Origin of the sequence: Nocardioides sp. NBC_00163 (assembly GCF_045206295.1) — a bacterium.
Taxonomy (GTDB): Bacteria; Actinomycetota; Actinomycetes; order Propionibacteriales; family Nocardioidaceae; genus Nocardioides.
In genome coordinates, this window is sequence record NZ_CP108155.1 from 3,653,436 (window position 1) to 3,676,536 (window position 23,101).

Sequence of the window (23,101 nt, forward strand, 5' to 3'; positions counted from 1 at the left end):
GGCCGCGCAGATGTGGACAGCGTCATCGCGGCATCCGGGCGGTGACGATCTCGTACGGTCCCTGCGCGGTCTGCTCGTCGAAGTGGCTGTCGACCAGCAGCAACCTGCCGCCGAGCAGCTTGCCGGTGGTGAAGACGCGGTTCGGGTCGGTGGCACGGGAGGAGACGTGCTCCGCGGAGGTGGCGGAGGGGTTCAGCTCGAGGTGCACGATCTCCTTGTCGAAGTTGCGGATCACCGCGAGGTCGCGCCCCTGCCGGATCAGACCGTCGGCGTTGCGCAGGTTCGCGCCGTCGGTGTCGATCTCGCTGACCTCGCCGGTGGCGACGGAGAAGCGCCACAGCTGCCCGGTGGTGCCCTGGGCGACCACGAACGCGGAGCGGTCCTGGCTCAGCACGATGCCACCGAGGTTGAAGCCCTCGACCGGGGTGATCAGCGAGCTGCCGTCGGCCCACTCGGTGGCCTGCCAGCCGTCCGCGCTTCGCGCGGTTACTCCCTCGCTCGGCGCAAGCGGACGAGCAAGCTCGCCGCTCGACCTCGCTCCGGTCGTCTCGGCACCCTCGGCGACGCGGATGATCGTCGGGTCGTTGGAGTTGGTGAAGTACGCAGCCCCGTCCGGCCCGATCGCGACATCGTTGAGGAACGCGTTGTCGTCGGGGACGCGGAGGGCGGCGAGCAGCTCGCCCTCGGGGCTGTAGACCCACAGGTCGGGGCGGTCATTGCCGGTGCCGTTCGGGCCGCCGGCGATGTAGACGCGGCCCTCGTCGTCGACGGTGATGCCGCGAGCGGTGTAGCGGCCGTCGGTGCCGTCACCGGCCAGCCACTCCTCGGCCTGGGCACGGTCGGCCGAGCCGCGCTGGATCTCGCCGCCGGTGACCTCGCTGACGTAGAACCTCCCGGACTCCTGGTCCACGCCGATGCCCTCGAACTTCGAGCCGCCCTGGGCGGACGGGTCGCCCTCGAGCAGGTAGCTCGCCGGGCGGCCGTTGCCCTCGGCGGCGTTGGCCGCGGTGCCCATGCCGAGGGCGGTGAAGGACAGGGTGGCCGAGGCGGCGATGCCGGCCAGGCCGGCGAGGGCGGCGATTCGGGACGTACGCATGGTGGTGCTCCTCCGGTGTTCGGTGCGGTTGGTCGAGCTGATGCATCAACCATCGCCGTCGGGGAGGGGTCCGGACATCGGGTGACCGGCGACGTCTGGATAGCCGTTCGGCGACACCCCGGATAGCCGATCGGATGATGCCGGAGCCCCGCGAGCGGCCTAGCCTTGAACGACCATGTCGACCGATGCCGCGCCAGCTCCAGGACCCAGCGCCGGTGGGATCCTGGCCGGCCAGACGATGCTCGACCGCTGGCTCCACGTCTCACTGGTGGTGCTCGTCATCGCCTCGGTAGCGCGCTACCTGCAGGGGCACGGCTTCGGCGACCAGGCCGAGGTGGTCCTGCCCGGCGCCGCCGTCCTCCTGATCGCGTACGCCGCGGGCCGCCGCCTCGCCGGCACGGCCGCGGTCGTCTGGCTGAGCGCAGTGATCGCCTGCTGGACGGTGCTGGCGCTGATCGCGCCGTCGTTCTCGTGGGCGGCCGTGCCGCTGGTCTTCCTGGCGCTGCGGGTGCTGCCGTTCCGCTGGGCCGTGGCCGTCACGGTGTTCCTCGTCGCGGTCGTCGCCGTCGCCTGGAGCCGGATGACCGGCCTTGCCGACCCGACCGTGCTGCTCGGGCCGGTCTGTGTCGCCGTGCTCGCGGTGACCGCCTACCGTGCTCTCGAGCGCGACGCGATGACTCGTCGTGCACTCCTCAACGAGCTCGAGGCAGCCCAGGACGAGGTCGCCGACGCCGAGCGCCGAGCCGGTGTCGTGGCCGAGCGCGCGCGGCTGAGCCGGGAGATCCACGACAGCGTCGCCCAGGGCCTGACCAGCATCAACCTGCTGCTCCAGGCGTCCGACCAGGAGTGGGAGTCGCGCCCGGCCGACGCCCGCAGCCACGTCGACCAGGCGGCCACCATGGCCCGCTCCTCGCTCGACGAGGCGCGACGGGTCGTCCGCGACCTCGCCCCCACCGAGCTGACCGGCGGATCGGCGCTGGCCACCGCCGTACGCCAGGTCGCCGACGACGTCGCCGCCACCACCGGGCTCAGCGTCCCGGTCCACGTCCACGGCGACCCGCACGAGGTCGGCGGGCGGGTGGCGACCGCCGTCGTACGCACCCTGCGGGGCGCGCTCGCCAACGTCGCCGAGCACGCCGACGCGAGCACGGCGGTCGTCTCGCTCACCTTCCACGAGGGCGGGGTCGCCCTGGACGTACGCGACGACGGAGCCGGGTTCGAGGCGGCCCAGCTCAAGGAACCGGACGGGCTGCGCGGACACGGCCTGGCCGGAATGCGGGCTCGCGCCCGCCTGCTGGGTGGAGACTTGGTCATCGAGAGCGCCCCGGGCGAGGGCACGGTGGTCGCGGCCTCGTTCGCGGCCGGACAGGCAGCATCTCAGGGGGAGGAACGTCGTGGCTGAGCAACGCATCCGGGTGGTGCTGGTGGACGACCATCCGGTGGTCCGGGCAGGCGTACGCGCCCTGGTGGACGCCCAGGACGACCTGGACGTGGTCGGCGAGGCGGCCGACTCGGCCCAGGCCGTCGCGGTCGTCGGCGAGACCTGGCCGGACGTCGTGCTGATGGACCTCAGCCTCGGCGACGGACCGGGCGGAGCGGAGACCACCCGGCTGGTCCGGGAGCTGCCGTCGCCGCCGCACGTACTCGTCCTGACGACCTACGACACCGAGGCCGACGTCCTCGAGGCCGTGGACGCTGGTGCCGCGGGCTACCTGTTGAAGGACGCGCCGCCCGACGAGCTGTTCCGCGCCATCCGCGGCACCGCACGAGGAGAGACCGTGCTGGCGCCGTCGGTCGCGACCCGGCTGCTGCAGCGGGCCGCCTCGCCGGTGCCGAAGGTGAGCCCGCGCGAGGTCGAGATCCTGCGGCTGCTCGCCCGGGGCCTGGGCAACAAGGAGATGGCCCGCGAGCTCCTGGTCAGCGAGGCGACGGTCAAGTCACACCTCTCCCACATCTACACCAAGCTCGGCGTCGACACCCGAGCCGGCGCCGTCGCCACGGCCATCGAGCGCCGCATCCTGCGACCCTGACGCCGGGCGACGGCACCCAACGGCTCAGCAGGTCGCCAGCAGCATGGGCTCGAGAAGGAGACCGAGGTCGTAGATCGGGTCGGTGCTGTCCCAGTTGCGGCCGGTCCAGCCGAGCGTGATCTGGCGGGTGCCGTCCGGTGAGCCCCAGCTGATCGACTGCGCACCCATGTGGGCGCCGTCATGGCCGTACAGATATTCGCCGGGATTGCACGGGTCGGCGACCCGGTAGATCCCGAACCCGTACTCCGGGTCGGCGCTGCCCGCGATCGGCGGCAACATCTTCTCGACCGAGGCCGGGCTGAGCAGCTGCCCGGTGAGGAGCGACTCGTTGAGGTCGGCGAGGTCCTCGGTGGTGCTCGTCGCGGCCCCGGCGGCGTGGAAGATGCTGGGGTGCAGGTCGGTCATCGGCCGCCAGCGGCCCTCGTAGTGGCCGGCGTCCTCGAGGAACGGGCCGCGGTTGCGGGCGTCGGTCGGGTACGCGCTCTGCCGCATGCCTGCCGGTTCGAGCACCCGGTCGCGTACGAGATCCTCGATCCGCTCCCCGGTCTCCTTCTCGAGCATGACCCCGAGCGCGACATAGCCGTAGTTGGAGTACGAGAAGTCGGTGCCGGGCTCGAAGAGCCAGCCGGCGCCGCGCATGAAGGCGAGGTGCTCGGCCTCGGAGTAGTACTGCCCGAGCGCGTCGATCAGTTGGTCCCACGAGGTCGGGTCCTCGACGCGATCGAAGAGGATCTCCTCGGGCCCGCGCGGGGCGCCGGAGGTGTGGTTGAGCAGGTGCTTGATCGTGACGCCGTCGGGGAAGGTGCCCGGGAGCAGGTCGTTGGCGGGCGTGTCCAGGGTCCAGCCGCCGCGCTCGACCTCCTGCATCACCAGGGTCGCGATCAGCGTCTTGGTGTTGCTGGCCACGTGGAACCGGTCGCCGGGCCTTACCGGCTTCTTCTTCCCGACCTCGCGTACGCCACCCGCCCCCGACCATTCCAGGCCGGGCGTCTCCACCCGGGCGGTCACGCCGACGGCGCCATCGGCGATGAACGCGTCGACGGCACGGTCGAGGTCGGCGGCCGTGGGAGTCGCCGACCGGGCCCGGAGACCCTGCCGTTCGGCGGCGGCCCGCTCGGCGATCGCGGTCGCCTCCCGGGTCAGTGCGGTCGGGTCCGGCGCGACCGCCGCCGCGGGCTCGGGATCAGGCTGGGCGTACGCGGCCGATACGGCCGTCAGGGGAAGGAGCACCGCGGCGATCGCTGCGGTGCCCGTGCGGACGAGGGTCCGAGACATGGCTGCTCCTGTCGTCGTTGACGTTTCGCAGCCATCGTTCCGGGCCCGGGCGTACGCCCACATCAGCCTCGAGTCGGAGATCGAGGCGTTCTTGGTCAGTCTCGAAGCTGACGCCGCAGGGCGCGAGCGGCCTTGCCCTTGCGGGAGAAGAGGTCGCGGCGCTCGGCCGGGGTCATCGGGCCGAGCTTCTCGAGGACGGAGGCGGGGAAGCCGGCGACCTCGGGGGCCTCGCCGATCGGCACGGTGGTGTGGACGACCGGCGCGCCGGGGACGTCGCCGACGCCCTCGTCGTAAAGGTGGACCAGCGAGATCGCCTGGTGGCCGTCGACGGAGGCGGAGTAGCGGTCGAGGGTCGCCGGCGCCGAGGTGTAGCAGCTCGCGGAGGCGACCGAGACCGGGATGCCGGCGAAGGTGGTGAAGGTCGAGTAGTGCAGGTGACCTGCGAGAACGGCGCGTACGTCGGTCCCCGCCAGCACCGAAGCGAGCCGGTCCTGGCCGTCGAGCTCGATGATCACGCTGGCCTCGTTGAGGGGGAGCGGGACCGGCGGGTGATGCATCGTGAGCAGGGTGCCGTGCGGCGCCGGCTCGGCGAGCACCTCGGCCAGCCAGTCCAGCTGGGGGTCGGTGATGTCGCCGTGGTGCCAGCCGGGCACGGTGGTGTCCAGGGCGATGATCCGCAGCCCGTCGATGTCGTAGACCCGGTCCTGCGGCGCGTCCGAGGCCTCGCCGAAGAGCACCTCGGAGTAGACCTCCCGCTCGTCGTGGTTGCCCATCACCCAGATGATCTCGGCGCCGAGGTCCGCGGCGACCGGCTCGACCTGCTTCCGGAGGCGTACGTAGGCCTCGCGCTCACCGAGGTCGGCGAGGTCGCCGGTGAAGACGATCGCCTGCGGTGGGGTCGTCATCCCCCGCAGCCGATCCAGCGCCCGCTCGAACCCGGGCGTCGGGTCGACCTTGCCGAAGATCCGCCGGTCCCCGGCATAGAGGTGAGGGTCGGAGAGGTGGGCGATCGTATGACGTGGAGATGGGTACTGGCCGAACTGCACGGTTCCCACACTAGGTTCAACTGCCGTCTCGCTGCACCCCACCGCCCGGCAGGTCGTTGAACCGATGGAGCAGCAACACGAGCCGATCCAGGTCGTCCTCGGACCAGCCGTCGACACGCCGTTCCAGCTCGTCCTGGCGCAGCGCGAGCGCTCGCTCGACCTGCGTGCGGCCCTCGTCGGTCAGGGACACGAGCACCGAGCGTCCGTCCTCGGGCGCACGATCGCTCTGGACCAGACCGAGGGACGTCATGCGTTTGAAGAGGGCGCTGGCGGAGCTGCGGTCCATCGCCACGGCCTCGGCCACTGCGCTCGGTCTGGCTGGGCCGTACGCGTAGAGCCAGCGGGCGAGGTGGAAGGCGGCCGGGCGAAGCTCTTCGTGGAACGCCGCGGCGGACCGTTCGGTGAGTGCGCGCGAGGCGCTGAGCAGAGCGTTGAGCTCGAAGCCGAGCCGTGTGGTCGCCGGGGTCATGCAGCTCTCCAAGTAATGGGCATTTGCACACCATTAGATATAGTGGGCATATTCACACTATATCGGCCGCTGGGTCGAAGAGAGGCAGTGCCGAATGAACGACGAGGCTCCGACGATCGTCCTCACCGGGGCGACGGGTGGCCTCGGTGCTCTCGCCGCGACCTCGATGGCCGCGACGGGAGCGCACCTGGTCATCACGGCGCGGAGCGCGCAGCGCGCGGAGGCCACGATCTCGTCCGTACGCGAGGCCGCGCCGTCCGCGGATCCGGAGGTGTTCGTGGTCGACCTCTCCCGGCCGGGAGAGGTGCGCAAGGTGGGCGAGGAGATCCGGTCTCGGCACGGGCGGATCGATGTACTCATCAACAACGCGGGGATACATGCCTTCGAGCCGCGGGTCACGGCGGACGGACTCCCCGAGATGATCGCGGTCAACTACCTCGCGCCCTTCGTGCTGACCCGTGAGCTGCTGCCGTCGCTGCGGCGATCTCCCGCGGGCCGGGTGGTCAATGTCGCCTCCGAGGCGTCGCGTCGACACGGCGACCTCCGCATCCCGCAGGTCCTGAGCGACACGACCCCGTTCACGGCCCGCGGGTCGTCGGAGCGCTACGGACAGAGCAAGCTCCTCGACATCATGTTCACGCTCGCGCTCGCTCGGAGACTCGACGGTTCCACGGTCACCGCCAACTGCGTGGACCCAGGGTTCAACGTGACGGGCCTGGGTCGCGACCTCCGCTTCGCTGCCGGACTCGAGCGGGTGCTTCGAGCGTTGCGCATCGGTGACCCTGCTCGCGGCGCGGGCTTGATCGTCGACCTCGCCACCGAGGCGCGCTACGCCGGGCGAAGCGGCCTGTACGTCACCGAGAAGCACAGGCGCGAGCTCGTTCCCGCGGATCCGGCCACCGACGTCTCTGCCCAGGACGAGCTCTGGCGAGCCACCGAGCTCCTGCTCGACCGGCTCTGACTTGGAGGTTGGTGGGGAACTCCCAAGCTCCACTTGGAAGTTCTCATCAACTTCCAACTCAAACCACCCCTGAGTGGTAAGTTGACCCGTCATGGATCCGGAGAGGTACGACGCTCCGCAGTTCGGCAGGGCGACGCGCGAGCCGGGGAACAAGTGGGCCTACTGGTACTACCGACCCGCCCACATCCCGCGTGACCTGCCGTTACAGCCGCTCACCGTGAAGGCGCTCTCGGATGCCGACGCCGCGCTGGGGCGCCTCCAAGGAGTGAGCGCGCTGATCCAGGACCCCGAGCTGTTGATCGGGCCCTACCTGACCCAGGAGGCGGTCGCCTCCTCCCGGATCGAGGGCACCCAGACCTCCCTCGAGGAGGTCCTCCAGGACGAGGTCAGCGGTCAGGCGACCAGGAGCGAGGACGTCGCCGAGGTCAAGGCCTACCTTGCCGCGACCCGTCAGGGATTCGAGCTCATCAGGAGCTGGCCGCTCAGCCAGCGGCTCGTCCTCGAGCTGCACAAGACCCTCCTCACCGGCGTCCGGGGTCACGAGCGCCACCCCGGCGAGTTCCGGCGGAGCCCGGTCTGGGTCGGGTCGCCGACCGACAACCCCACCACCGCCGCGTACGTCCCACCCCTCCCTCCCGACCTGCCCGAGCTGATCGCCGACTGGGAGGCGTACGTCAACGTCCCCGATCTCAGTCCGACGCTGGTGCGGTGCGCGCTGATGCACTACCAGTTCGAGACGATCCACCCGTTCCTCGACGGCAACGGGCGCATCGGGCGGCTGCTGATCAACCTGATGCTGATGGAGGAGGGGCGGATGACCACCCCGCTGCTCTATCTCTCGGGCTACATCGAGGCCAACCGCCAGACCTACTACCAGCGGCTGCAGAGCGTCCGGGAGCGCGGTGAGATGCAGGAGTGGCTGCAGTTCTTCCTCACCGCGGTGCGACGTTCGGCCGAGGACGCCACCACCAGATCCGAGCGCCTGGTCGCGCTCCGGGAGAGCTATCTCGATGAGGCCGCCACCTCGCGCGCCAACCTGTCCGGGCTGGTCACGCTGCTGTTCGCCAACCCCTACCTGACCGTCAAGCGCGTCCAGGACGCGACCGGCCTGACCAACCAGGGTGCCCGCAACCTGATCCAGGACGCCGAGCGGCGTGGGTGGATCGAGGCCGCCGGCCGGTCGGGCCGCGGCGGCCGGCACTACTGGATCGCCAGAGCGGTGATGGACGTGATCGAGGAGCCGCTGGCGTACGACTGAACACTCCTGAACATGCCTGGACACAGCGGAAAACGTGCAGGTGGCCCCGGCTGTGCACGTGTGCACGCCCAGGGCCACCTGTGTGACGTAGCCGAGCAGTCGGTAGGGGGTTGATCACTCGGCCATCGTCATGTTTCTCAGAAGGTGCCGAGCGCCAGCGGGTTCGGGACCTGGTCGACGGGGAGGCCGTCGAGAGCCGGGTTCTCCATCGGGAGCAGGAACGAAACCTGGTCCATCTCGCTGTCGGACAGCTCGGACGGCAGGGCGCCGCCCATGATCTTGTCCATCACGATGCCGGGGGCACCGACGTAGGCGCCGGAGACGACCATGGCGGCACCGTTGCCGACCTGGTGCGAGCCACCGTCCCAGTTCACCCAGGCCTTCTTCTGCGCCGGGCTCAGCTCGCCGCCGGTGGCGCCCATCAGGATGAGGCCCGGAGCGCCGACCCAGGCGCCGGAGACCATGCGGGCCGCGCCGCCGGTCGCCTGACCGGCGCCGCAGATGAAGCCGGCCCAGGCCTTCTGGCTCGAGGGCGAGAGGTCCGAGGCACCGGAGGAGTTCTCCGCGATGCACTCGGCCTCGGTGCGGTTGTGGTGGGTGCCGTCGGCTGCGGTGGCGGTACCCGTGGTCAGTGCGACTGCGACACCCGAGAAGGCGGCGACGGCCGCGACGCGGCGGAGCAGCCCTGTCTTCTTGTTCATTTCGTACCTTTCATCGATCAATTCGAATTGAAACATCACGCACGGACGCGACCCCCGGATCGATAACAGATGCATCGATACGTTCGCATCCGGGAAGTGATGCTAGGAGAATCAACGACCATCGCAGCAAGTCGACACGGCTGTTTTCATGTCAACTAATGACAAATGAAATGTAATGACGTAATTTTCGCCAATCTGCAACGTTCTTGTTTGAACGTGCGTAAATGCGCAGATGGCCCGGTCGTGCGCGAAGGCACGGCCGGGGCCATCTGGGGACGGCGCCGATCGGATCGTGGTGGGAGCTACGGTCGGTCGGCGGTCGTCATGTCGACGCTCAGAAGGACCCGAAGGGAGCCATCGGGTTCGGGATCTGCTCGGTGGGAACACCGTCGAGTGCCGGGCTGTCCTGCGGGATGAGGAACGTGACCTGCTCGAGCTCGCTCGGCGACAGGTCGCTCGGGGTCGCCCCGCCCGCGATCTGGTCGAGGATGATGCCGGGGGCGCCGACGTAGGCGCCCGCGACCATCATGGCGGCACCCTCACCGATCTTGTGGCCACCCTCGTCCCAGTTCTCCCAGGCAGCCAGCTGCTCCGGGGTGATCGGGGAGCCGGTGGCGCCGGCGAGGATCAGGCCCGGGGCGCCGACCCAGGCGCCGCTGACCATCTGGGCAGCACCGCCGGCGACGTAGGAGCCGCCGAGGATGAAGTCCTCCCACGCCTTCTGCGAGGAGGGCGAGAGGTCGGAGGAGGAGACGCTGGCGGTGGCCGGCGCCGGCGCGGCGACGGCGGTGCCGGTGGTCAGTGCGACGGCGACACCCGAGAAGGCGGCGATGGCCGCGGCGCGGCGGAGCAGCCCTGTCTTCTTGCTCATTTCATACCTTTCATCGTCAATTCGAATCGATCGCATCGCGGCCGCCGAGCTGATAACACTCGTTTCGACACGTCCGCGTGCGGTTCATGACGCTAGGGATGCTCACCGTGCGATGTTCTGTCCGACACGGCTTCGTAATTACCAAGTGGACGTAAACGTTCCATACCGCCGGGTAATACCATGCCCGGTCGGGTTATTGGATTCCTGGAATTCGTCGAGCGCGCTAGATTGCCGCGTCCTCTTCTCGGGACCCCCACCTAGAAGGCATCGATGAGCTCGGCAACGTACGCACCCGTGATCGCTGATTCCAGTCGGCCGAGGAAGGGCGGCAGGGTCCTCCTGTCGGTGCTCATCGGCCTGCTCGGCGCACCACTCCTTCTCGTCGGAGCGGGCCTGGCCGTCGCGGCCGGACCCGACGACGTCGTGATGGGCAAGGAGACCCCGATCCAGCAGGGCGCGGCGTACTCCACGCCGGAGGCGTTCGCCTTCGACCGGCTACCGGTCACCGTGCGCGTGGAGGCGATGGGGGAGGCGTACGTCGGTGTCGGCAACCCGGTCGACGTGCTCGACGTCGTCAAGGGCACCAAGGCCGTCGAGATCGCCAAGACTCCGCTGACCAGGGTCAGCGGTGCGGCCGGCTCGGGGGAGAACGTGCCGGATGCCTCCGAGGCGCCGTGGTGGGACGAGACGGTCTCGGGCTCCGGCGCCCAGGAGCTGAACGTGACGCTCACTGGGGAGCCGGTCTCGTTCCTGGCCGCGAGCCGGGACGGTGCGCCGATCAAGGTCGCCTTCGGCTATCGGCTCGATGGGATCTTCCTGGTCGCGCTGGGCATTGCGGGCTTCGGCGCCCTTCTGCTGATCGGCGCGGTCGTCCTGCTGGTGACCGGGAAGCGTGAACGCCGGCACCAGTGGCAGCCGCCCCGGCCACCGGTTTCGTACGCCCAGCCGCCCCACCCCGCCCAGCCGGGCTACCCGACCCAGCCGGCCCGTCCTGTCCTGACGGGGCCGACGGGGCCGACGGGGCCGACGGGGCCGGCGCCGACTCGCCTGGCCATGCCGCGTCCGCCGGCCGGCGGGCTCTACCGCCGCTTAGGCGTAGCGGCCGGGATCGGCGTCGTGGCGTTCTCGCTGACTGGATGCTCGATGCCCGCGTCCGTCGAGCTCGAGCAGCCGAGCAAGGTCTCGCTGCGGAGCGACGACGTCGGCGTTGTGATGCGGGACTGGAACGCGCGCAGCAACGAGGCGATCAGGGCCAACGGGCGTGGGAAGTGGAAGGTCGAGGCATGGGACCAGGCCGCCACTGGTCCCATGCTCGCCGTGTTCCAGGCCGCGACGGTCGCGGCCGAGGCCACTGGCTACAAGCAGCGCTCGCGCACCTTCAATGTGGATGCGGGCCGGGTCTGGTCGGCGCAGCTCGGCGAGTATCCGATGTGGGCCATCGTGGAGATCAACGGCGGCGACCGGAGGTCTCCGCTGGCGGTCTACGAGCAGCAGGACGCCCTCTCGCCCTGGAAGCACCGTGGCGAGGTCAAGGTCAAGGCGAGCGCCATCCCCACCGAGGTCGAGGGCGCCGCGCCGGTCTCCGCCGCCGATGCGAAGCGGGTCCAGGACGTCGCCGACGAGATCGACGCATACCTCGGCAAGCCCAAGAGGGTCGAAGGTCTCGCCGGGCTCAAGAAGCTCAAGGCACCGCGGCGCGAAATGGACGCGTACGTCGCGGAGATGGGTGTGGACACGGTCAAGACGACCGTGGAGCCATTCGATGAGACCGGACCCCGGATGGTGCAGACGCGCGAGGGCGTGTTCGCGATGCTGGAGTTCACCGTCGACAGCATCGTCGGTGGCCAGGGCACCGAGTGGGAGTGGAACCCGCCCTTCGACGAGTTCCGCAGCCAGGCCGGCAAGAACCTGTCCATCCGGACCGCGGTGACGGTCGCGGTGCTGGTGCCGAAGGACGGCGAGGCTTCGGTCCTCGGGGTCGAGTACGGCGAGATCCTGGGCGCGAAGGTGAAGATCTGACCCTCAGGGTTCATCCGCTGATCGCACGATGCTCGCGCGCGCGGCGGCTGGGCTTTTCTCGCGGGGCCTAGCGTCGAAGCATGGATCATGCTGCGGCCGTGAGCCTGGCCATCGGCGCATGCGTCCTGTTCTCGCTCTCCGCCGCGGTCCAGCAGCGCGCGAGCGCGCTCGCGCCCGGCCGCAGCGGCGGAATGGCCGGCGTCGAGCAGCTGATGCTGGCGCTGGTGCGCAATCCGCTGTGGGTCATCGGCGCGATGATCAACGCGATCGGCTTCGGGGTGCAGGCGGTCGCACTCCACCTGGGGTCGGTCTCCGTCGTGCAGTCGGTGATGCCCACGCAGCTGCTCTTCGCGCTCGTCTTCGCCTCGATCGCCGCCCGCCACTGGCCGACGGTCTCCGACTGGCTCAGCGGGGCCGCGATCTGTGGCGGCGTGATCCTGCTGGTCACCGACGACCATCGCGGCGGCACCTATGCCGACGTCGGCCGCGTCGCGCTCTTCGCCGGGTGTGTGGCGGTCGTGATCTGCGTACTCCTGCTGGCGGCGCACCGGTTCCCGCCGCCGGTCGCGGCGGCGACCACCGCGGTCGCGGCCGGCTGCTCGTTCGCCACCACCTCGGTGCTGTTGAAGATCACCGCCGACCGGGCCGCCGCCGACGGATTCCTCGGGCTGTTCACGCTGCCGGCGTTCTACGGGCTGCTGTGCACCTGCGGCCTCGGGATCGTGCTCACCCAGGCGGCCCTCGCCGCCGGTCCGCTGCCCTGGGCGATGGCGGCGATGACGATCACCAACCCCACCGTCTCGTACGTCGCCGCGGTGGTCGCCTTCGGCGCCTCGGCCCCCACGCTGTGGGTCGCGGTGAGCGCCGGCGCGCTGCTGGTCACCGGGATCGTCGGGCTCGCCCGGTCACGGTCGGCGAGCAGATGGACCCCGGTGCAGGACGAGCGAACCGAGATCCGGGTCTCCTAGCGGTCCTGCATCGATCGCGGCCACGAGCGGCGCCTGGTCGACCTGGGCTTGAGGTGCTCGGGCAGCGCGCTGATGTAGGGCGCGGCATGCCGGCATTCACCACAGGTGACGTCTCGATAGTCGTAGGAGGTCAGCGGTTCTTCTCCGTACGCCCGACACACCGGCCCGAAGGAGTCGGCGAAGTGCGTGCGCTGTTTCGTCGTCAACTCACTCATGTGCGCCTCACGTGGTCATTGCAGGGAATGGTCACAGCAGGGTAACGGTGTCCCAACAGAAATTGCGCTCCGACACCCTGACGAACCCGCTCCGTTCACGCATAGCGCCGAGCCCGCCGGGCGGCCTGTCGCTGCCGCGAGCGGGCGAGGAGATATGTCGGCGCGGTCTCCTGCGTGAGGCTCTCGTGAAGCTCCAGCATGTCCTCGATCGTGCGCGACCAGGGGAACTGCTCGGCCCGCTCGCGTGCCGCGTGCCGGGTCGCCACCACCGGCCGCTCGGCGACGTCGATGACCGCGTCGGCAAGCGCCGCCGGATGGGCGGACGCCCAGGCTCCGCACCTGGGGTCGATGAGCTCCCGGGCGCCGCCGCGGTCTGCGGTCACCACCGGCGTACCGCTGGCGAGGGCTTCCAGGACGGCCAGTCCGAAGGTCTCGCGCGGGCAGACGGAGAGGGCCACGTCGGCCTCGGCGAGCGCCCGGGCGATCCGGTGGCGGTCGGAGACGTGCCCGTGGAAGATGACCGGCGCTCCGGCGGCGAGAGCTTCGATCTCGGCACGGTGCGGCCCGTCGCCGTAGACGTCCATGCGTACGTCGAACCCTCGCCGATGCAGCTCGACGGCGGTGGCGACGGCGAGGTCGGGGGACTTCTCGCGGGAGAGGCGGCCGACGTGGACGAGCCTCAGAGTGTCGTCGCGGTGCCCGAGCGAGGGCTGGAAGAAGTCGAGGTCGACGCCCAGCGGCACCTGCGCGATCGGGCAGCCGACGGTCGCGGCCAGCGGCTCGAACTCGTGCCGGGCGTAGTCGGAGGTCACCAGCACCTGGTCGAAGGAGCGCACCAGCATCCGGTTGAGCAGCGCGGTGGAGACCTTCGAGGTGGTGTCCATGCCGGTGTAGGTGGGCATGTACTCGTCGAGCCGCTCGTGGGAGAAGAGCACCGTCCCGATGCCCTGGCGCCGGGCCCAGCGGGAGACGGGCAGCATCGTGAACTTGTCGCTGACCTCGAGGCTCGTCGGGTTGAAGCGGGTCAGCACGTCGGTCACCCGCCACGGCTCGATGATCAGCCGGTAGCCGCCGCCCACGCGAGGCGCTCTCAGCTGCACCACCTCGCCGAGGTCGGTCGAGGTGACCGAGTCGTACGGACCGGGGACGACCAGAAGTCGGTCGTGGCCCGCTTCGAGATAGCCACGGGCGAGGGCCTCCAGAGCCGTCTTCATGCCGCCGGAGGTGGGGCCGACGAAGTTCGCGAGCTGAGCGATGAGCACGGCCACATCGTGTGGCATCGAGGTAGCCCTGCGGCGACCTCGATGTGACGTCGGCATGGCGAGGCAACGTACGAGATATCGTTGAAGATATGACCAACCTGGACGCGCACCCCATCCCCGTCGAGTGTGTCGGTGGAAACGGGGACGAAGGCGTCGAGATCCAGATCATCACTCCGCGTGACGTCCCGCTGGGCGGTCCACGAGCGATGAACGTACGCCGCACCCTGCCCGCCCGCTCGCGCTCGCTGATCGGCGCGTGGTGCTTCCTGGACCACTACGGTCCCGACGACGTCGTCGTCTCCGGCGGGATGGAGGTGCCGCCGCACCCGCACACCGGGCTGGCGACGGTCTCCTGGCTGTTCACCGGGGAGATCGAGCACCGCGACTCGGTCGGCACGGTCGCGATGGTGCGCCCGGGCGAGGTCAACCTGATGACCGCCGGGCGAGGGATATCCCACTCGGAGAACTCCACCGCCGAGACCACCGTCCTGCACGGAGCGCAGCTGTGGGTCGCGCTGCCGGACGAGTTCCGCGACGTCGAGCCGGGGTTCCAGAACCATGCGCCCACGCCGATCGAGCGCGACGGGGCGACCGTACGGGTCTTCATGGGGTCGCTCCTCGGCGTCACCTCGCCGGTGCGGACCCACTCCGAGATCCTCGGCGCCGAGATCCTGCTCGAGCCCGGCACCCGGCTCGAGATCCCGGTGGACGAGCGGTTCGAGCACGGCGTACTCGTGGACACCGGCGAGGTGTCGATGACCGGCCTGGGCGCGTCCGGCCCGGCTTCGGCCGAGGTGGAGAAGGACTCGCTCGCCTACGCCCCTCCGGGCGCCACCACGCTGATCCTGCAGGCCGGGGAGGCGTGGACCCGGTTGCTCCTCCTCGGCGGTACGCCGTTCGGCGAGTCGATCATCATGTGGTGGAACTTCGTCGGGCGCACCCACGAGGAGGTCGTCGGCTTCCGCGAGGAGTGGCAGGGCCAGGTCACCCGCGGTGGCGGCGAGGTGGTCGAGGACTCCCAGGACCTGGCCGAGGGCCGTTTCGGTGTGGTCGAGGGCAACCACCAGCGGCCGATCCCGGCACCCCCGCTTCCCAATGCGCGGCTTCGCTCGCGGTCTTAGGTCGCGTCAGTGCTCGTGCTCAGTTCGTGCTTAGACTGCAGTCGTGAGTGACGAATCCTCAGACCCAGGGGTCGTGCTGGCCGTGGCGGTGGGCCGCAGCCGTAGCCAGGCGGCGGTCTTCGACCTCGCCGGGCGCGAGCTGGCCGGCGACACCCGTGACCACGAGGTCGGCATCTCCGCCGAGGTGCTGATGCCCGAGGTCGTCGAGCGGATGACCAAGATGGTGACCTCGATCGACCTGCCGGTGCTGGCGATCGGGATGAGTCTGCCCGGCGTGGTCAACCCCGATCTCGGGATGAGCATCGACACCCCGGCGATGGGCGGCTGGGACGGCGTCCAGCTGGCCCCCTACTTCACCGCGCTGACCGACGCGCCGCTGATCCTCGCCCACGACGCCCACGCGCTGGCTCGGTCGGAGCTCTTCAACTCCGACCATCCCGTACGCAACGCCCTGGTCGTCAAGGCCTCGACCGGTCTCGGCATGGGCATCATCGTCGACGGCAAGGTCGTCACCGGCGCACTCGGGGCGGCCGGCGAGATCGGCCACACCCGCATCGACGCGGCCGGAGACCGGCCCTGCCGTTGTGGCTCGACCGGCTGCCTGGAGACCGTCGCGTCCGGCTGGGCGCTCGCCCAACGGCTGACGGACTCCGGGGTCCCCGCTGGCCACGTACGCGACCTGGTGGCCGCCGCGCTCGCCGGTGACGCCGTCGCGCGCGGGCTGCTGCGCGAGGGCGGACGACAGCTCGGCGAAGTCGTGGCCATCGCCGTCAACCTGCTCAACCCGGAGGTCGTCGTCATCGGCGGCGACATGGCCGGTGCCTTCGACCTCTACACCGCTGGGGTGCGCGAGAGCGTCTACGCCCGCTCCAACCCGATCGCCACCCGCGAGCTCACCTTCATGGCTCAGCTCCACGGCGACTCCTCGGGCCTGGTGGGCTGCGCCGCGATGGCGATCGAGTCCCTCTCCGACCCGCAGTGATCGTCGGCCTGCTCTGGCTGCTCGGATGCCAGCTGGCCGGAACCGCGATCGTCGAGCTGACCGGGATCCCGCTGCCCGGCCCCGTCGTGGGGATGCTGCTGCTCTTCGTCGTCCTCGTCCTGCGGCGCCGTGACGGCGAGGACGACCCGGTCATCCAGGTCGGCGACTACTTCCTCTCCCACCTGCAGCTCTTCTTCATCCCGGCCGGAGTCGGCGTGATCGCCTACCTCGCGGTCATCCGCGACGCGGCGGTGCCGATCGTCGTCGCGCTGCTCGGCTCCTGGTTCCTCGGGCTGGTCACCGTCGGCTGGGTGCTCAGCCTGTTCCTGCGCCGCGTGCCCGAGGTCGCCGGCACCGAAGGCGCGCCGGGGGAGGAGATCGAGTGAGCGTCATCCTGTGGCTCTTCGTGACGGTGGCGGCGTACGAGTTCGGGCGGTGGCTTCGCAAGCGGACCCATTCGCCGCTGGCCCAGCCGGTGGCGGTGGCGATCGTGATCGTCGGCACCCTGCTGGCCGTCAGCGGCACGTCCTACGACGACTACGCCGACGCCACCACGCTGATCAGCTTCCTGCTCGGCCCGGCGACGGTCGCGCTGGCGATCCCGCTCTACCACCAGGTCGCGCGGCTGAAGGGGATGGTGGTGCCCGTCCTGGTCGCGCTGACCGCCGGCGCGGTCGTGTCGATGGTCAGCGGCATCCTGCTGGTGCGCTGGCTCGGTGGCGGGGACGTGCTGGAGCGGACGATGGCCACGAAGGCCGTCACGGCTCCGGTGACGATCGCGCTGGCCGAGCGGCTGGGCGGCTACCCGGAGCTGTCGGCGTGCTTCGCGATCGTGATCGGCACCTTCGCCGCGATGGTCGCACCGCGGGTCCTGACCCTGCTCCGCATCCGCGACCCGCGTGCCCGCGGCATCGCCGTCGGGGCGGTCTCCCACGGCATCGGCACCGCCCGGATGCTGGAGGAGAGCCGGGTCGAGGGCGCCTTCTCCGGACTGGCGATGGGACTCACCGCGGTTGTGACATGTCTCCTGGTTCCGCTGGTGGCGTACTTCCTCCTCTGAGGCTCCCTGCGGCCTACCGTTGGTCTCATGGCCCGTGTGCATGCCTTCACCGACGACGTACTCGGCACTCTCGACGCGGTCGGGGTCGCCGAGGCTCTGCGGCGCGGTGACTTCAGCACTCTCGAGGCGGTCGAGGCGTCCATCGCCCGGATCGAGGCGGTCGATGCCGCGCTCGGAGCGATGGCCTACCGCACCTTCGACCGGGCCCGGATCCAGGCGCGCGCTCCCCGGGCCGGCTTCTTCGCCGGCGTCCCCACCCTGATCAAGGACAACACCGACGTCGCCGGCGTGCCCACCAGGAACGGCACGGATTCGTACGTCATGCCGCCGGCCTCACGCAACGGCGAGATGACCAAGCTGCTCTTCAAGCTCGGGTTGCTGTCGCTGGGGAAGACCCAGCTCTCGGAGTTCGGGTTCTCGGGCACGGCCGAGCACGCGCGTCTCGGCGCGGTGCGCAACCCGTGGGACACCGGCCGCGTTGCGGGCGCTTCGTCGGCCGGTTCGGGTGCACTGGTGGCCGCCGGGGCCGTACCGATCGCCCACGGCAACGACGGCGGCGGCTCGATCCGGATACCGGCGGCTGCGTGCGGGTTGGTCGGGCTCAAGCCGACCCGCGACCGGCTGCCCCAGGACCCGCTCTACGGTCTGCTGCCGCTCAAGATCGTCACCGACGGCGTGCTGACCCGCTCGGTGCGCGACACCGCCGCCTTCTTCCGGGAGGCCGAGAAGGCGCACCACACCTCGCTGCCGCCGATCGGGGACGTCACCGGCCCCGGGTCGAAGCGGCTGCGCTGTGCCATCTTCACCGGTGCGCTCGGGCGCGACGCCAGTCCCGAGGTCGCCGAGCTGACGCTGAAGACGGCGGCCGTGCTGGAGGAGCTCGGGCACACCGTCGAGACGGTGCCGCCGCCGGTGCCCGAGACCTTCGCCGACGACTTCGTCCTCTACTGGGGGACCCTCGCGGTCGCCCTGGTCAACGCCGGCCCGCTCCGCGGCAAGACCTGGGACCGCAGCCGGCTCGACAACCTCACGGTCGGCCTCGCACAGCACACGCTCAAGAACGCCAAGTACGTCCCGGCCGCCATCGTCCGGCTGCGTAAGGCGCAGGCGATCGCGGAGGGGTTCCACGCGGCGTACGACGTCGTCCTGACGCCCACGGTCGCGCACGAGACCCCGGAGATCGGGCGGCTGGCGCCGGGCCAGGTCTACGAGCTGGTCATGAAGGGGCTGATGGACTGGGTGGCGTTCACGCCGTGGCAGAACGTCACCGGTGGGCCTGCGGTGTCGCTGCCGATTCAGCAGACCCTCGCCGGGCTGCCTCAGGGGATGATGTTCGGGGCGGCGCCGGGACGCGAGCGAATGCTGCTCGAGCTGTCCTACGAGCTCGAGGAAGCGATGGGTTTCGCTCGCATCTGGGACCCCGATCGAGGTGCCGAGGGCCCCGCTGACCTGCGATGATGCGGTCGGTGAAGGGAAGGGCCGTGTCGATTTGTTGAGCGTGGCGCCCCTACCGTAATGTTCTCTCACGCAACGCCCCTTTAGCTCAGTCGGCAGAGCGTCTCCATGGTAAGGAGAAGGTCTACGGTTCGATTCCGTAAAGGGGCTCTGAGTCCATTAGGATTCTTGGGTTGAGGTCCCGCAGTAGGAATACTGCGGGCCTGATTCCTGTTGAGGCGGGGTAGCTCAGGCGGTTAGAGCGCACGACTCATAATCGTGAGGTCGCGGGTTCGATCCCCGCCCCCGCTACCGCCAAAGACCGCACCACCTCGATCAGCACCGTAAGGAAACTCCTGTGGCCAGCAAGAGCAGCGACGTTCGCCCGAAGATCACCCTCGCTTGCACCGAGTGCAAGGAGCGGAACTACATCTCGAAGAAGAACCGTCGGAACGACCCCGACCGTATCGAGCTCAACAAGTACTGCCCGCGTTGCCGCAAGCACACCCCGCACCGCGAGACCCGCTGAATCCTCTCAGTAGAGCGCCACGCTGATCGGCGCTCCGAACGCCCCGCCCCCGCCACTGAATTCCAGATGGCCGGGAGGCGGGGCGTTCGTCATTTGCCGAGACGTGACCGAGGTGACGCTTCGGCCGACGTGGGTGACTTCTCGGCTGGCCACTAGAGTTGCCCGCATGGCAGTTGATGGGTCGCTCGTAGGGCGCGCGTTTCCTCCGACCAGGCCCTATCGGGTCACCGATGAGAAGGTGCGGGAGTTCGCTGCCGCCACCGGTGTGGGCTGGGAGAGCGGGGACCCGGTTCCGGCGACGTTCCCGATCGTGCTCGCCTTCGACGCGATGAACGCCTTCCTGGAGGACGTCCAGGTCGAGCTGTCGCGGATCGTGCACGGCGAGCAGAAGTTCTCGTACGCCCGGCCGATCGCACCGGGGGACGTGCTGGTCGCGACCCTGAGCGTCGCCTCGCTGCGGCAGATCGGCGGCAACGACATCATCGGAACGGTCTCGGAGATCACCGACGAATCCGGGGCGGTCGTCTGCACCACCTCGGCCACCCTGGTCCACCGAGCGGCGGAGGTCGCGTGATGGCACTCGAAGCAGGCGCCGAGCTGGCCTCGAAGACCTACCCCGTCACCCGGGCGTCGCTGGTGCGCTACGCGGGCGCGAGCGGCGACTTCAACCCGATCCACTGGTCCGACCGGATCGCCACCGCCGTCGGCCTCCCCGGCGTGATCGCCCACGGCATGTTCACCATGGCGCTGGTCGCCCGAGCGGTCTCGGAGTGGACCGACGGTGCCGAGGTCGTCGACTTCGGCGCCAAGTTCACCAACCCGGTCGTCGTGCCCGATGACGACGAGGGCACCTCGGTGACGATCAGCGGCACCGTGAAGTCGGTCGAGGACGGTCTGGCGACGATCGCCCTGACCGTCCTCTCCGGCGACCAGAAGGTCCTCGGCATGCCGAAGGTCTCCGTACGTGTCTGAAAAGCTCTCCGGCTACACCACCTTCCATCTCGGCGGCCCGGCGGCGGAGTTCGTCACCGCGACCACCGAGGCGGAGATCATCGAGGCCGTGACCGCGGCCGACGCTGCCGGGAAGGACGTGCTCGTCCTCGGCGGCGGCAGCAACCTCGTGGTCGCCGACGCCGGCTTCCCGGGCACCGTCATCAAGCTGGCGACCACTGGCGTCGCGGCGGAGCCGGTCGAGGGTGGCGTACGCGTCACTGTGGCTGCCGGCGAGACCTGGGACGACTTCGTGACGACCGCCGTCGACAAGGGCTGGAGCGGCGTCGAGGCGCTCTCCGGCATCCCCGGCAGGGTGGGCGCGACCCCGATCCAGAACGTCGGTGCGTACGGCCAGGACGTCTCCCAGACCATCACCTCGGTCAAGGTCTTCGACCGTGAGCTTCGCGAGGTGCGGAGCTTCACCGCCGGGGAGTGCGCGTTCGGCTACCGCTGGTCGCGTTTCAAGGCACGACCCGGCCGATACGTGGTCGTCGAGGTCACCTTCCGGCTCGGCACCGACGGCGAGACCGGCTCCCCGATCGCGTACGCCCAGCTCGCCGGGGCCCTCGGCGTCGAGCAGGGCACCCGGGTGCCGTCCAAGCAGATCCGCGAGGCCGTGCTGTCCCTGCGCCGCAGCAAGGGCATGGTCATCGACGAGGCCGACAACGACACCTGGTCGGCGGGCTCGTTCTTCACCAACCCCGTGGTCGCCCCCGAGGACGTGCCCGAGGGCGCTCCGGCGTACCCCCAGCCCGACGGCACGGTGAAGACCTCCGCCGCCTGGCTCATCGACCACGCCGGCTTCAAGAAGGGCCACGGCAACCAGAGGGTGTCCCTCTCCACGAAGCACACCCTCGCCCTCACCAACCGCGGTCAGGGCACGACCGAGGATCTGCTCGCCTTGGCGAGAGAGGTGCGCGACGGGGTCGAGGCGGCGTACGGGATCGTGCTCGTCAACGAGCCCGTCATGCTCGGCGTGGAGCTCTAGGAGCGACCAACCCGGACTCGTAGGCGACCACCACGAGCTGCGCGCGGTCGCGCGCGTGCAGCTTGGTCATCGCCCGGTTGATGTGGGTCTTGGCGGTCAGCACGCTGATCACCATCGCCTCGGCGACCTGGTCGTTGGTCATGCCGCGGGCGACCAGGGTGACCGCCTCGCGCTCCCGGTTGGTGAGCTCGGCGAGCCCGAGGGGAGCGTCGGCAGGGGAAGGCTGGCTGACGTAGTGGTCGATCAGCGCGCGGGTGACCGACGGCGCGAGCAGGGCGTCGCCACGTGCGGCGACGCGCACCGCGTGCACGAAGTCCGCCGGCTGGACGTCCTTGACGAGGAAACCGGCAGCGCCGGCGCGCAGTGCTTCGAGGACGTACTCGTCCATGCCGTAGTTGGTCAGGATCACGACGTGCACGTCAGCGAGCGCCGGGTCGGCGGCGATCCGCCGGGTGGCCTCGAGACCGTCGGCCACGGGCATCTGGATGTCGACCATTGCCACGTCGGGCAGGTGCTCGCGGGCGAGCGCCACTGCCTCGATGCCGTCGGCGGCCTCGGCGACCACCTCGATGTCGTCCTCGATGTCGAGGAGGGCCCGGAAACCGCTGCGGATGAGTGGCTGGTCGTCGACCAGGAGCACCCGGATCACGACGTACGCTCCACCGGCAGCCGTGCCTCGACCATGAAACCGCCCTCCTCGCGAGGCTGCGCCCGCAGCTGACCTCCGAGGGCGGAGACCCGCTCTCGCATCCCGAGCAGCCCGATGCCGGGCACGGTCGTCGCCGAGGCACCGGTGCCGTTGTCCTCGACCCGGATCCCGAGCGAGTCGGGCCGGTGGTCGATGTGGACCGACGCGGTGGTGGCCGCGGCGTGGCGAGTCACGTTGGTCAACGCCTCCTGGACGATCCGGTAGGCCGTCCGGCCCACCGCGACCGGCACCGTGCCGGGCTGCCCGTCGACGGTCAGCGTGACGTCCAACCCGGTGGACCCGGCGGATCCCACCAGGTCGCGTACGTCCTCGAGCCCCCGCGGCGGGTTCGGATCGTCGTCGCGCAGCGCCGTCAGAGTGGCCCGCAGCTCGCGGGCAGCCTCGCGCCCGGCCTCCCGGATCGCCAGCAGCGACTCGGGGACCTCCTCGCCACGCCGCTGGGCGACGTGGACCGCGGCCTCGGACTGGACCTTGATCACCGAGATCTGGTGCGTGAGGGAGTCGTGCAGCTCGCGGGCGATGTGCAGGCGCTCGTCGTCGGCCCGGCGCTGTGCCGCGGCCTCCCGGGTGCGCTCGGCCTCGTCGGCACGCCGCTCGGCCTGCCGGAGGGCCTCGCCGGCGGCGCCCGCCGCGATCAGCCAGGCGATCTCCAGGGCCCCGCGCGCCTGCTCGGAGGCGGCGCCGAGGTCACCCACGGAGGCGTACGCCACCAGGAACAGCCCGCTCTGCATCACCACCGCGGCCAGCACCGTGACCAGCCGGTGCCCCTCCCGCACGGCTGCGTAGACCGCGACCAGGAACGCGATCACCGCGACGTCGAACCCGAGTGCCTGGAAGGCCAGCCCGCACGCGCCGCTGGCGACCAGCACGGCGACCGGCGCCCGACGGCGGAACACCAGGACCAGACCGCTCGCGACCAGCGCGGCGTAACCGAGAAGCTCGTTGCCGGAGCCGGGCTGGCCGCCGCTCAGCGCAGCCGCCAGCTGGGCCACGGCCACACCAGCGGCGATGACCCAGTCTCCGACCGTGATCCGCTGCCTGGCCATGCGAGCAGGATATGCCCGCGCCCGCCGCCCGGGAGTCCCTCTGACGCAGGAGATCCGGCTACCACGTA

The 23,101-nt window shown here is 70.2% G+C and carries 25 protein-coding genes and 2 tRNA genes; 17 read left to right on the forward strand and 10 right to left on the reverse strand.

Annotated features, from left to right (window positions below; genetic code table 11):
• Window positions 1-22: 22 nt before the first annotated feature.
• A complete protein-coding gene (locus OG801_RS17560) occupies window positions 23-1,096 on the reverse strand; it encodes an SMP-30/gluconolactonase/LRE family protein (protein WP_406030106.1) in 1,074 nt (357 codons plus the stop codon).
• Window positions 1,097-1,271: 175 nt separating this feature from the next.
• Here OG801_RS17560 and OG801_RS17565 point away from each other — a divergent pair, with 175 nt between their 5' ends.
• Complete coding sequence (locus OG801_RS17565; protein WP_406030108.1) at window positions 1,272-2,498, forward strand: sensor histidine kinase; 1,227 nt, start codon at window positions 1,272-1,274, stop codon at window positions 2,496-2,498.
• On the forward strand, window positions 2,491-3,126 hold the full coding sequence (locus OG801_RS17570) for a response regulator (protein ID WP_406030110.1): 636 nt from the start codon (window positions 2,491-2,493) through the stop codon (window positions 3,124-3,126). Before OG801_RS17565 ends, OG801_RS17570 begins: the two co-directional genes overlap by 8 nt.
• 24 nt (window positions 3,127-3,150) lie before the next feature.
• Here the strand turns inward: OG801_RS17570 and OG801_RS17575 are convergent, their stop codons facing one another.
• The 3 genes from OG801_RS17575 to OG801_RS17585 form a co-directional block, all read right to left on the reverse strand.
• A complete protein-coding gene (locus OG801_RS17575; protein WP_406030112.1) occupies window positions 3,151-4,401 on the reverse strand; it encodes a serine hydrolase domain-containing protein in 1,251 nt (416 codons plus the stop codon).
• A 95-nt stretch (window positions 4,402-4,496) separates the two neighbouring features.
• Window positions 4,497-5,447 (reverse strand): metallophosphoesterase, encoded by a 951-nt coding sequence (locus OG801_RS17580; RefSeq protein ID WP_406030114.1) that lies wholly within the window; start codon window positions 5,445-5,447, stop codon window positions 4,497-4,499.
• A 16-nt stretch (window positions 5,448-5,463) separates the two neighbouring features.
• Window positions 5,464-5,916: a MarR family transcriptional regulator gene (locus tag OG801_RS17585; RefSeq protein ID WP_355019371.1), complete on the reverse strand. Its 453-nt coding sequence runs from the start codon at window positions 5,914-5,916 to the stop codon at window positions 5,464-5,466.
• A 94-nt stretch (window positions 5,917-6,010) separates the two neighbouring features.
• On the opposite strand from OG801_RS17585, the gene OG801_RS17590 reads away from it, so the two are divergent.
• Window positions 6,011-6,877, forward strand: a complete 867-nt coding sequence (locus OG801_RS17590) for an SDR family NAD(P)-dependent oxidoreductase (protein ID WP_406030116.1) — start codon at window positions 6,011-6,013, stop codon at window positions 6,875-6,877.
• Window positions 6,878-6,968: 91 nt separating this feature from the next.
• A complete protein-coding gene (locus OG801_RS17595) occupies window positions 6,969-8,135 on the forward strand; it encodes a Fic family protein (RefSeq protein ID WP_406030118.1) in 1,167 nt (388 codons plus the stop codon).
• A 137-nt stretch (window positions 8,136-8,272) separates the two neighbouring features.
• Here the strand turns inward: OG801_RS17595 and OG801_RS17600 are convergent, their stop codons facing one another.
• Together OG801_RS17600 and OG801_RS17605 are read right to left on the reverse strand one after the other, a co-directional pair.
• A complete protein-coding gene (locus OG801_RS17600) occupies window positions 8,273-8,836 on the reverse strand; it encodes a type III effector (protein ID WP_406030120.1) in 564 nt (187 codons plus the stop codon).
• A 334-nt stretch (window positions 8,837-9,170) separates the two neighbouring features.
• A complete protein-coding gene (locus tag OG801_RS17605; RefSeq protein ID WP_406030122.1) occupies window positions 9,171-9,707 on the reverse strand; it encodes a type III effector in 537 nt (178 codons plus the stop codon).
• A gap of 270 nt (window positions 9,708-9,977) precedes the next feature.
• Here OG801_RS17605 and OG801_RS17610 point away from each other — a divergent pair, with 270 nt between their 5' ends.
• Both OG801_RS17610 and OG801_RS17615 read left to right on the forward strand, forming a co-directional pair.
• Window positions 9,978-11,726, forward strand: coding sequence for a hypothetical protein (locus tag OG801_RS17610; RefSeq protein WP_406030123.1), 1,749 nt, complete (start codon window positions 9,978-9,980; stop codon window positions 11,724-11,726).
• 80 nt (window positions 11,727-11,806) lie between these two features.
• Window positions 11,807-12,694, forward strand: coding sequence for a DMT family transporter (locus OG801_RS17615; protein ID WP_406030125.1), 888 nt, complete (start codon window positions 11,807-11,809; stop codon window positions 12,692-12,694).
• On the opposite strand, the gene OG801_RS17620 is transcribed toward OG801_RS17615, so the two are convergent.
• Window positions 12,691-12,909: a hypothetical protein gene (locus tag OG801_RS17620; RefSeq protein WP_355019364.1), complete on the reverse strand. Its 219-nt coding sequence runs from the start codon at window positions 12,907-12,909 to the stop codon at window positions 12,691-12,693. The genes OG801_RS17615 and OG801_RS17620 overlap by 4 nt on opposite strands.
• A gap of 95 nt (window positions 12,910-13,004) precedes the next feature.
• On the reverse strand, window positions 13,005-14,189 hold the full coding sequence (locus OG801_RS17625; protein ID WP_406030127.1) for a glycosyltransferase: 1,185 nt from the start codon (window positions 14,187-14,189) through the stop codon (window positions 13,005-13,007).
• Window positions 14,190-14,260: 71 nt separating this feature from the next.
• On the opposite strand from OG801_RS17625, the gene OG801_RS17630 reads away from it, so the two are divergent.
• The 11 genes from OG801_RS17630 (at window position 14,261) to OG801_RS17680 (ending at window position 21,278) form a co-directional block, all read left to right on the forward strand.
• Window positions 14,261-15,292, forward strand: a complete 1,032-nt coding sequence (locus tag OG801_RS17630; protein ID WP_406030129.1) for a pirin family protein — start codon at window positions 14,261-14,263, stop codon at window positions 15,290-15,292.
• Window positions 15,293-15,335: 43 nt separating this feature from the next.
• Window positions 15,336-16,274 carry an ROK family protein gene (locus tag OG801_RS17635; protein WP_406030131.1) on the forward strand — a complete coding sequence of 313 codons (939 nt, stop codon included), beginning with the start codon at window positions 15,336-15,338 and terminating at the stop codon, window positions 16,272-16,274.
• Window positions 16,271-16,660 carry a CidA/LrgA family protein gene (locus OG801_RS17640; RefSeq protein WP_355019361.1) on the forward strand — a complete coding sequence of 130 codons (390 nt, stop codon included), beginning with the start codon at window positions 16,271-16,273 and terminating at the stop codon, window positions 16,658-16,660. Before OG801_RS17635 ends, OG801_RS17640 begins: the two co-directional genes overlap by 4 nt.
• A complete protein-coding gene (locus OG801_RS17645) occupies window positions 16,657-17,334 on the forward strand; it encodes an LrgB family protein (protein WP_406030133.1) in 678 nt (225 codons plus the stop codon). The genes OG801_RS17640 and OG801_RS17645 overlap by 4 nt, the downstream gene beginning before the upstream one ends.
• A gap of 27 nt (window positions 17,335-17,361) precedes the next feature.
• Window positions 17,362-18,792: an amidase gene (locus OG801_RS17650; RefSeq protein ID WP_406030135.1), complete on the forward strand. Its 1,431-nt coding sequence runs from the start codon at window positions 17,362-17,364 to the stop codon at window positions 18,790-18,792.
• 74 nt (window positions 18,793-18,866) lie between these two features.
• Window positions 18,867-18,939 (forward strand) — tRNA-Thr (locus OG801_RS17655).
• A gap of 67 nt (window positions 18,940-19,006) precedes the next feature.
• Window positions 19,007-19,080, forward strand: a tRNA-Met gene (locus OG801_RS17660).
• Window positions 19,081-19,126: 46 nt separating this feature from the next.
• Complete coding sequence (rpmG, locus tag OG801_RS17665) at window positions 19,127-19,297, forward strand: 50S ribosomal protein L33 (RefSeq protein WP_355019358.1); 171 nt, start codon at window positions 19,127-19,129, stop codon at window positions 19,295-19,297.
• A 166-nt stretch (window positions 19,298-19,463) separates the two neighbouring features.
• The gene (locus tag OG801_RS17670) at window positions 19,464-19,871 is read left to right on the forward strand and encodes a MaoC family dehydratase N-terminal domain-containing protein (protein ID WP_406030137.1); all 408 of its coding nucleotides are present in this window, start codon (window positions 19,464-19,466) and stop codon (window positions 19,869-19,871) included.
• Complete coding sequence (locus tag OG801_RS17675; protein ID WP_406030138.1) at window positions 19,871-20,269, forward strand: MaoC/PaaZ C-terminal domain-containing protein; 399 nt, start codon at window positions 19,871-19,873, stop codon at window positions 20,267-20,269. The genes OG801_RS17670 and OG801_RS17675 overlap by 1 nt, the downstream gene beginning before the upstream one ends.
• Window positions 20,262-21,278 (forward strand): UDP-N-acetylmuramate dehydrogenase, encoded by a 1,017-nt coding sequence (locus tag OG801_RS17680; RefSeq protein WP_406030140.1) that lies wholly within the window; start codon window positions 20,262-20,264, stop codon window positions 21,276-21,278. The genes OG801_RS17675 and OG801_RS17680 overlap by 8 nt, the downstream gene beginning before the upstream one ends.
• Here the strand turns inward: OG801_RS17680 and OG801_RS17685 are convergent.
• On the reverse strand, window positions 21,256-21,927 hold the full coding sequence (locus OG801_RS17685) for a response regulator (protein ID WP_406030143.1): 672 nt from the start codon (window positions 21,925-21,927) through the stop codon (window positions 21,256-21,258). The genes OG801_RS17680 and OG801_RS17685 overlap by 23 nt on opposite strands.
• The gene (locus tag OG801_RS17690; RefSeq protein WP_406030144.1) at window positions 21,924-23,033 is read right to left on the reverse strand and encodes a sensor histidine kinase; all 1,110 of its coding nucleotides are present in this window, start codon (window positions 23,031-23,033) and stop codon (window positions 21,924-21,926) included. The genes OG801_RS17685 and OG801_RS17690 overlap by 4 nt, the downstream gene beginning before the upstream one ends.
• Window positions 23,034-23,101 lie beyond the last annotated feature (68 nt).

What these genes read in the sequence shown, in the direction of transcription:
- OG801_RS17560 (WP_406030106.1), bottom strand. Translation starts at nt 1,096, where the DNA reads ATGCGTACGTCCCGAATCGCCGCCCTCGCCGGCCTGGCCGGCATCGCC.
- OG801_RS17565 (WP_406030108.1), top strand. Translation starts at nt 1,272, where the DNA reads ATGTCGACCGATGCCGCGCCAGCTCCAGGACCCAGCGCCGGTGGGATC.
- OG801_RS17575 (WP_406030112.1), bottom strand. Translation starts at nt 4,401, where the DNA reads ATGTCTCGGACCCTCGTCCGCACGGGCACCGCAGCGATCGCCGCGGTG.
- OG801_RS17585 (WP_355019371.1), bottom strand. Translation starts at nt 5,916, where the DNA reads ATGACCCCGGCGACCACACGGCTCGGCTTCGAGCTCAACGCTCTGCTC.
- OG801_RS17590 (WP_406030116.1), top strand. Translation starts at nt 6,011, where the DNA reads ATGAACGACGAGGCTCCGACGATCGTCCTCACCGGGGCGACGGGTGGC.
- OG801_RS17595 (WP_406030118.1), top strand. Translation starts at nt 6,969, where the DNA reads ATGGATCCGGAGAGGTACGACGCTCCGCAGTTCGGCAGGGCGACGCGC.
- OG801_RS17600 (WP_406030120.1), bottom strand. Translation starts at nt 8,836, where the DNA reads ATGAACAAGAAGACAGGGCTGCTCCGCCGCGTCGCGGCCGTCGCCGCC.
- OG801_RS17605 (WP_406030122.1), bottom strand. Translation starts at nt 9,707, where the DNA reads ATGAGCAAGAAGACAGGGCTGCTCCGCCGCGCCGCGGCCATCGCCGCC.
- OG801_RS17610 (WP_406030123.1), top strand. Translation starts at nt 9,978, where the DNA reads ATGAGCTCGGCAACGTACGCACCCGTGATCGCTGATTCCAGTCGGCCG.
- OG801_RS17615 (WP_406030125.1), top strand. Translation starts at nt 11,807, where the DNA reads ATGGATCATGCTGCGGCCGTGAGCCTGGCCATCGGCGCATGCGTCCTG.
- OG801_RS17620 (WP_355019364.1), bottom strand. Translation starts at nt 12,909, where the DNA reads ATGAGTGAGTTGACGACGAAACAGCGCACGCACTTCGCCGACTCCTTC.
- OG801_RS17625 (WP_406030127.1), bottom strand. Translation starts at nt 14,189, where the DNA reads ATGCCACACGATGTGGCCGTGCTCATCGCTCAGCTCGCGAACTTCGTC.
- OG801_RS17630 (WP_406030129.1), top strand. Translation starts at nt 14,261, where the DNA reads ATGACCAACCTGGACGCGCACCCCATCCCCGTCGAGTGTGTCGGTGGA.
- OG801_RS17650 (WP_406030135.1), top strand. Translation starts at nt 17,362, where the DNA reads ATGGCCCGTGTGCATGCCTTCACCGACGACGTACTCGGCACTCTCGAC.
- OG801_RS17670 (WP_406030137.1), top strand. Translation starts at nt 19,464, where the DNA reads ATGGCAGTTGATGGGTCGCTCGTAGGGCGCGCGTTTCCTCCGACCAGG.
- OG801_RS17675 (WP_406030138.1), top strand. Translation starts at nt 19,871, where the DNA reads ATGGCACTCGAAGCAGGCGCCGAGCTGGCCTCGAAGACCTACCCCGTC.
- OG801_RS17690 (WP_406030144.1), bottom strand. Translation starts at nt 23,033, where the DNA reads ATGGCCAGGCAGCGGATCACGGTCGGAGACTGGGTCATCGCCGCTGGT.